Raw genomic sequence first — 7,356 nt, forward strand, 5'->3', positions numbered from 1 at the left:
CCGAGGACGTCGCGATCATGATGATCGAGGCCGAGGCGACCGACAACGCGTGGAACCTCATTCAGGGCGGCGCCGTCAAGCCTGACGAGACCGTCATCGACAACGGCAAGTTCGGCACCCGCACCATCCGCTTCGAGACCGGACGCCTCGCCCAGCAGGCGCAGGGCTCCGCGGTCGCCTACATCGACGAAGAGACCATGCTGCTCTCGGCGACGAGCGTCTCGAAGCAGCCGAAGGATCACTTCGACTTCTTCCCGCTCACGATCGACGTCGAGGAGCGCATGTACGCCGCGGGCCGCATCCCCGGCTCGTTCTTCCGCCGCGAGGGCCGCCCCTCGACCGAGGCGATCCTGACCTGCCGCCTCATCGACCGCCCGCTCCGCCCCTCCTTCGTCGAGGGTCTGCGCAACGAGGTCCAGGTCGTCGTGACCGTCCTCGCCATCGAGCCCGACGAGCTCTACGACGTGCTCGCCATCAACGCCGCGTCGCTCTCGACGCAGCTGTCCGGCCTGCCGTTCTCCGGCCCGGTCGCCGGTGTCCGCGTCGCGCTCATCGACGGCCAGTGGGTCGCGTTCCCGAAGCACGGCCAGCTCGAGGAGGCCGTGTTCAGCATGGTCGTTGCGGGCCGCGTCGTGACCGAGGCCGACGGCTCCGAGGACGTCGCGATCATGATGATCGAGGCCGAGGCGACCGACAACGCGTGGAACCTCATTCAGGGCGGCGCCGTCAAGCCTGACGAGACCGTCATCGCGCAGGGCATCGAGGCCTCGAAGCCCTTCATCAAGCAGCTCGTCGAGGCGCAGCAGCAGGTCGCCAAGACCGCCGCGAAGCCGACCGCCGACTACCCGACCTTCCCGCCCTACCAGCCGGAGACGAAGGCCGTCGTCGAGGCGCTCGCGCTCGACGAGCTCAAGGGCATCTACCAGATCGCCGGCAAGGTCGAGCGGCAGGACGCCGACGACGCCCTCAAGGCGCGCGTCAAGGAGCAGGTCGCGGCCAAGGTCGAGGCGGGCGAGCTGCCCGAGTCGGCCAACGCCGAGGTCTCCGCCGCCTACAAGTCGGTGACGAAGCACGTCGTGCGCTCGCGGGTCCTCGAGGAGGGCGTCCGCATCGACGGCCGCGGCCTCGCCGACAACCCCCCGCACCACGCCGCGGGGCAGGTCGTGCCCCGCGTGCCCGGCTCGGCCATCTTCCAGCGCGGCGAGACCCAGATCCTGGGCGTCACCACGCTGAACATGCTGAAGCTCGAGCAGCAGATCGACTCGCTGAGCCCGGTCACCAAGAAGCGCTACATGCACAACTACAACTTCCCGCCCTACTCGACCGGTGAGACCGGCCGCGTCGGGTCGCCGAAGCGTCGCGAGATCGGGCACGGCGCACTCGCCGAGCGCGCGCTCGTGCCGGTGCTGCCCACGCGCGAGGAGTTCCCCTACGCGATCCGTCAGGTGTCCGAGGCCCTCGGCTCCAACGGCTCGACCTCCATGGGCTCCGTCTGCGCCTCGACCCTCTCGCTGCTGAACGCCGGTGTGCCGCTGCGCGCCCCGGTCGCCGGCATCGCCATGGGCCTCATCTCCGACACCGTGAACGGCGAGACCCGCTACGCGGCGCTCACCGACATCCTCGGTGCCGAGGACGCGCTCGGCGACATGGACTTCAAGGTCGCCGGCACGAGCGAGTTCGTCACGGCCATCCAGCTCGACACGAAGCTCGACGGCATCCCCGCCTCGGTGCTCGCCGGCGCGCTGACCCAGGCGAAGGAGGCCCGCACCACCATCCTCGCCGTGCTCAACGCGGCGATCGACGGCCCGGACGAGATGGCGCCGACCGCTCCGCGCGTCATCAGCGTGCAGATCCCGGTCGACAAGATCGGCGAGCTGATCGGGCCGAAGGGCAAGACGATCAACGCGATCCAGGACGAGACCGGCGCCGACATCTCCATCGAGGAGGACGGCACCGTCTACATCGGCGCCACCGACGGCCCCTCGGCCGAGGCGGCCCGCGCCCAGGTGAACGCGATCGCGAACCCCACCAACCCGGAGGTCGGCGAGCAGTTCCTCGGCACCGTCGTGAAGATCGCCACCTTCGGCGCCTTCGTGTCGCTGCTGCCGGGCAAGGACGGCCTGCTGCACATCTCCGAGGTGCGCAAGCTCGCCGGCGGCAAGCGCGTCGAGAACGTCGAGGACGTGCTGGGCGTCGGGCAGAAGCTGCTCGTCGAGATCACCAAGATCGACGACCGCGGCAAGCTCTCGCTCGAGCCCGTCATCGCCGAGCCCGCCGACCAGGAGGGCCGCGCTGCGGCGAACGAGGGTCCGGAGGCTCCGGCCGAAGGCTGAGCCCTGTATCGAAAACGCCCGTCCCTGAGGGGGCGGGCGTTTTCGCATTCGGGCGTGATCGAAGCGTTATGTAATATTCACGCCTGTGTCGCCTGGCGCCGCCGCGCCGCCGCTGTTACGCCGTACCCTCGAAACACGCGCCGGGGAGCGCGCCGGTATCCGTGACTCACCACCACGGACACCGTGAAAAGGGGGTGAGGGAATGGCTGCTTTCGGCGTCGGTGCCGCAGCAACGGCAGGAGCCGGGGCGGTGAACCCCGCTCATCCCTCCGCCCCGATTCCCGTCCTGGGTCAGCCGCTCGGGTCGAACGTGCGCGTCGATCTCGGCGAGACCGGGATGTCGGTGTTCCCCCTGATCCTCGGTGGCGGTGAGTTCGGCTGGACAGTGGACGCAGCCACCAGCCACGAGATCCTCGACACCTATGTGCGTGCCGGCGGCAACGCCATCCACACGGCCGACAGCTTCTCGGGCGGCCGCAGCGAACACATCATCGGCAGATGGATGGCAGACCGCGGCATCCGCGATGACATCGTGCTGGCCGTGCGCGTCGGTGCCCATCCCGATCACCCGGGGCTCGGCCCTGTCGACCTCGTGCGGGCCGCTGAGGCCTCGCTCACGCGCCTGGGTACTGACCGCATTGATGTCCTCTACCTCGACGCTCGGGCAGACACGACCACTGCTGTGGAGGAGACGCTCGCCACCGCTGAGTGGCTCATCAGCGCGGGCAAGGTGCGCGCGATTGGGGCGATCGGGTATCAGGCTGCGCAGCTCGTGGAAGCTCGAATCCTGTGCTCTGCCGGCTATCCGCGGATCTCGGTTTTGGACGTTCCCTTCAACGTGCTGCGGCGGCACGAGTTCGACAGCGATCTGCGCCTGGTGGCCAGCGCGCAGTCGATGGCGGTGACGCCCTCCCACGCCCTTGAGCACGGATTCTTGTCGGGTCTGCACCGCGACCGTCTTAACGGACCGCTGTCGGTTCGAGCGAAGCAGATCACAGCAAACGTCAACCGGCGGGGTACCCGCACCCTGAAGGCTCTGGATGCGATTGCTGCCGAGCTGGGCGTCACCAACGCGTCGGTCGCCGTTGCCTGGCTCCTTGCGCAGCGCATCATCACGGCCCCGATCATCAACGCGTTCGCCCCGTACCAGGTCGACGAGCTCGTGCAGGGCGTGGGTGTGCGGCTCACGCGAGCCCAGCTGGCCGATATCGCACGAGCAGCAGACTGAGACCTCCCGCCCGGGGCCGAGAGGTTAGGGTAGGACTGTTCCGAGCACGTCGAGGAAGCGGCCCCGTGACCCACTACATCTATCTCGTTCGCCACGGTGAGCATCTGGATGCCGAGCATGGCCTGATCGACGGACCCCTCTCCCCGCGCGGTAAGCGCCAGGCAGCTTTCTTGGCCGACCGCCTTTCGGGGATCCCCTTCAACGCGCTCTGGCACTCCCCGCTCGATCGTGCCGCCGAGACAGCGCGGGCAATCGCCGAGCGGATGCCGGCCCTCACCCCGACGCCGTCGGCGCTGCTGTTCGACTGCGTACCCACGGGCATGGTCGAGGAGACTCCGGCTGTGTTCGAGCCGTTCTTCGGAGCGGTCACCGAGGAAGAGGTCGAAGCGGGTCGCGCGCAGATGGCCGATGCCGTCAACGCCTTCCTCGTGCGTAAATCCGGCGAGGTTCACGAACTGCTCGTGACCCACAACTTCGTCATCGGCTGGTTCGTTCGCGAGGTCCTGCAGGCCCCCGAGTGGAAGTGGATGACGCTCAATCAGGCGAACTGTGGTTTGACGGTCCTGGCACAGAAGCAGGGGAGACCGTGGACGCTCCTGTCCCACAACGACCTCGCCCATATTCCTGTCGAAGACCGCACCGGGCTTCCCGAGGCCTACGCGTTCTGAGCGTGCGCTGTGCGGCCGGACGCCGCGGATAGGCTGGAACCCATGACCACACGCGTCGCCATCGTCGGTGCCACGGGCAAGCTCGGCGGAATCATCCGCGATGTCGTTGCTGCTGAGCCCGGATTCGAGATCCATGCTGAGCTCGACTCGCGGTCAGCGATGTCAGCGCTTGACGGCGCCGATCTCGTCGTGGACGCAACGATTCCCGCCGTGTCGATCGACGTGGTGCGCGCTGCAGCGCAGCGGGGGATCGACATCATCGTCGGGACGTCGGGGTGGTCGGCCGAACGTATCGCGCGGGTCCGGCCCGAGATCCAACAGGCTGGCGTCAGGGCGGTATTCATTCCGAACTTCTCGCTCGGATCCGTGATCGGTTCAGCGCTCTCTGCCGCCGCTGCTCCCTTCTTCCCATCGATCGAGATCATCGAAGCGCACCGCGAAACCAAGATCGACTCGCCTTCCGGAACCGCTGTGCGTACCGCTGAGCTGATCTCTGCGGCCCGTGCAGATGCAGGCCCAGTGGCCGCTCCCCATGTCGACCAGCGCGCACGAGGTCAGCAGGTTGCGAGCGTTCCCATTCATTCCCTCCGGCGGCCTGGAGTGGTTGCGAGCCAGGATGTCGTGCTCTCGGGGCCGGGGGAGACGCTCACCCTCACCCACGACACCATTGACCCTGCAGCCGCCTATGCGCCAGGCATCCGGCTCGTGCTCAGAGCTGTCGCCGGCCGCGTGGCCGGTGTCGAGCCGGGCAGTGTCGTCATCGGGCTTGACACCTTCCTTGACATCGGCATCCGGCTGCCGTCGTTTGCCGACCAGGCCCCTGTGGACGAGGGCGGCGTGCCGGGGCAGGTAGCCCGCGCCACCGGCGCATGAGTTCGCGCATCGCCGTCGGAGTGATGGCGGCGCTTCTGCTGCTGTACATCGTGCTGGTGGCCCAGCGGGCCTGGCTCTTGCTCATCAGCGGCGACCCGGTCGGCGTGGCGATGGGGGCGGTGCGGGTCGTCTTGCCGGTGATCGCGGTCTGGGCGCTGTGGCGCGAGCTGTGGTTCGGCGTGCGCGCCGAACAACTCGGTCGACGCCTTGAAGCGGAGGGGGAGGTACCGGATGATCTGGTCGCGGTGCGCCCCAGCGGGCGGGTCATGCGCGCGGACGGGGATGCGCTGTTTCCGCGCTTCAAAGCGGAAGTCGAAAGCGCACCCGAGGACTGGCGGGCCTGGTATCGACTCGGGATTGTCTACGACGCGGCCGGAGACCGACGTCGCGCGCGGGCGGCGGTGCGAACTGCCATCCGGCTCGAGCGCGGGCAGGGTCCGCAGAACTGACGAGAGCGGTCAGCGCCGGCCAATGGCAGCTCGTACCGCTTCTTCCGCGCTCTCGTGCGTCCAGGAGAAGCCGGACGCGGCGAGCACCTCGGGGATGACGTAGGCGTCGGTCGTCAAGAGCGACTCGGTAGGGTCTGACCCCAGCACGAGCTTCAGGCCCCACTCGGGGGCGCGCAGGAGGTACGGACGGTTCAGTTCCCGTGCCAGAGCGAACCCGATGTCATTCGCCGTCGCGCGCGTCGGGCCAGACAGGTTCACGGGCCCCGTCGTGCCGGTGTCGATGATGTGTCGGATCGCGCGAACCTCGTCATCCAGCGAGATCCACGGCCACACCTGCGTGCCTCGTCCCAGGGGACCGCTGAGCCCGAGTTTCGTCAGCAGAATCAGGGGCTTGAGTACACCGTCGCGGTGGATGATCGGCGCAGTTCGCAGCGTCGCTACGCGAGCGTGATCCCCGGCGCCGTACGCGGCGCTCTCCCATTCGCCGCACAGATCTGCGAGGAATCCGTCCCCGCGCGGGGCGTCTTCGGCGATCGGGCCGCCAGGATCCGTGCCGTAGTAGCCGACAGCGGAGGCCGACACGAAGTGTGGGGCGTCCTCGCCCAGCTCGCGAACGGCACGTGCCAGGGCTCGCGTCGGCGTGACCCGCGACCACAGCAGTGTGTGCTTGTAGGACGAGCTCCACGGGAATCGGCCGATGCTCGCCCCGTTCAAACCGATGACCGCGTCTGCACCGTCCAGCACTGCCGGGTCGAGCACGTCGGAGTCGACGAGCCACGGTACCTCGTCAGCACCCTGATCGGGGGTGCGGACGAGGGTCGTCACGCGGACACCGTCGGCCCGCAGACTCTCGGCGAGCGCCCGGCCGATGAGGCCGGACGCTCCGCCGATGACGACGTGTCGCAGAGCGGACTCAGGCAAGCGTCGCCTCGAGGGTGATCTCGATTCCTGCGAGGGCTGCCGAGACCGGGCATCCGGCCTTCGCGGCGTTCGCGATGCGGTCGAAGTCCTCCTGCGACAGGCCCGGCACGGATGCGTGCACGTTGAGGTGGCTTCCGGTGATTCCGGTGCCCGGGATGAAGGTGACAGCTGCCGAGCAGCGCACTGACTCGGGTGGCGTGCCGTTCTGGGTGAGCTCGTGCGAGAACGCCATGCTGAAGCAGGAAGCGTGAGCTGCCGCGATGAGTTCCTCGGGCGTGGTGACTGTCGAGGAGCCTTCGCTACGGGCCTTCCAGTTGACATCGAACGTGCCGAGGTGGGAACTGTCGAACGTCACTGTTCCCGACCCATCGGTCAGGCTGCCGTTCCAGACGGTGGTGGCTTCGCTCGTCACGGACATGGGGACCTCCCTGGTCGTCATGCACCCGGAGTGGGCGCTTCCGCGGTCAGCCTAATGGCGTTTCGCGGGGGAGGGCAGGCTCGTGGCCAAACCCGCGGCGCCGGCCGGAGGCCTCGGTCAGGCAGCGCCCGCGGGGCGCCGGCCGAGAACCCCTGCTCGCTGCAGCACGAGGTAGAGCTGGCATCCCAGGCACAGCCCGAACACGGCGTTGAGGAAGGCTGCGACGAACGCTGCAGCGGCGGCGGCAGGGACTCCCCAGGGAACGCCGACGAGGAACAGAAGGATGCCGATCGCGGTGACGAACAGTCCCACCCCCTGGGCAAAGCGCGGCGGGCGCGGGTCTTCGAGCTCGCTGGGCGGAGCCAGACGGGGCTGGATGAGGGCGCGATACAGGGCGCCCCACGGGGCGGTGCGCGGCGCCACGACGCCCCACAGGAACAGCAGGGCGATCACGGCCAGCAGCACG

At 68.5% G+C, this 7,356-nt stretch carries 8 protein-coding genes; 5 read left to right on the plus strand and 3 right to left on the minus strand.

Annotation, left to right across the window (positions count from 1 at the left end; all coding sequences use genetic code 11):
- Nucleotides 1–59 precede the first annotated feature (59 nt).
- The 5 genes from Q1V87_RS15980 (at nt 60) to Q1V87_RS16000 (ending at nt 5,551) form a co-directional block, all read left to right on the plus strand.
- Nucleotides 60–2,333 (plus strand): polyribonucleotide nucleotidyltransferase, encoded by a 2,274-nt coding sequence (locus Q1V87_RS15980; RefSeq protein ID WP_300595108.1) that lies wholly within the window; start codon nt 60–62, stop codon nt 2,331–2,333.
- 202 nt (nt 2,334–2,535) lie between these two features.
- Nucleotides 2,536–3,561, plus strand: coding sequence for an aldo/keto reductase (locus Q1V87_RS15985; protein WP_300595096.1), 1,026 nt, complete (start codon nt 2,536–2,538; stop codon nt 3,559–3,561).
- 65 nt (nt 3,562–3,626) lie between these two features.
- Nucleotides 3,627–4,229, plus strand: coding sequence for a histidine phosphatase family protein (locus Q1V87_RS15990; RefSeq protein ID WP_300595098.1), 603 nt, complete (start codon nt 3,627–3,629; stop codon nt 4,227–4,229).
- Nucleotides 4,230–4,271: 42 nt separating this feature from the next.
- The gene (gene dapB, locus Q1V87_RS15995) at nt 4,272–5,102 is read left to right on the plus strand and encodes a 4-hydroxy-tetrahydrodipicolinate reductase (RefSeq protein ID WP_300595100.1); all 831 of its coding nucleotides are present in this window, start codon (nt 4,272–4,274) and stop codon (nt 5,100–5,102) included.
- Nucleotides 5,099–5,551 (plus strand): hypothetical protein, encoded by a 453-nt coding sequence (locus tag Q1V87_RS16000; RefSeq protein WP_300595102.1) that lies wholly within the window; start codon nt 5,099–5,101, stop codon nt 5,549–5,551. The genes dapB and Q1V87_RS16000 overlap by 4 nt, the downstream gene beginning before the upstream one ends.
- A 9-nt stretch (nt 5,552–5,560) precedes the next feature.
- Here Q1V87_RS16000 and Q1V87_RS16005 read toward each other — a convergent pair whose 3' ends face one another.
- The 3 genes from Q1V87_RS16005 to Q1V87_RS16015 all read right to left on the minus strand — a co-directional run.
- Nucleotides 5,561–6,472, minus strand: a complete 912-nt coding sequence (locus tag Q1V87_RS16005) for a TIGR01777 family oxidoreductase (RefSeq protein WP_300595104.1) — start codon at nt 6,470–6,472, stop codon at nt 5,561–5,563.
- Nucleotides 6,465–6,890, minus strand: a complete 426-nt coding sequence (locus tag Q1V87_RS16010) for an OsmC family peroxiredoxin (protein WP_195693419.1) — start codon at nt 6,888–6,890, stop codon at nt 6,465–6,467. The genes Q1V87_RS16005 and Q1V87_RS16010 overlap by 8 nt, the downstream gene beginning before the upstream one ends.
- Nucleotides 6,891–7,007: 117 nt before the next feature.
- On the minus strand, nt 7,008–7,356 hold a 349-nt coding region (locus tag Q1V87_RS16015), incomplete at its 5' end, for a DUF4395 domain-containing protein (RefSeq protein ID WP_300595106.1).

The sequence above is a fragment of the Microbacterium sp. genome, assembly GCF_030149085.1.
Taxonomy (GTDB): Bacteria; Actinomycetota; Actinomycetes; order Actinomycetales; family Microbacteriaceae; genus Microbacterium.

What these genes read in the sequence shown, in the direction of transcription:
- Q1V87_RS15985 (WP_300595096.1), top strand. Translation starts at nt 2,536, where the DNA reads ATGGCTGCTTTCGGCGTCGGTGCCGCAGCAACGGCAGGAGCCGGGGCG.
- dapB (WP_300595100.1), top strand. Translation starts at nt 4,272, where the DNA reads ATGACCACACGCGTCGCCATCGTCGGTGCCACGGGCAAGCTCGGCGGA.
- Q1V87_RS16000 (WP_300595102.1), top strand. Translation starts at nt 5,099, where the DNA reads ATGAGTTCGCGCATCGCCGTCGGAGTGATGGCGGCGCTTCTGCTGCTG.
- Q1V87_RS16010 (WP_195693419.1), bottom strand. Translation starts at nt 6,890, where the DNA reads ATGTCCGTGACGAGCGAAGCCACCACCGTCTGGAACGGCAGCCTGACC.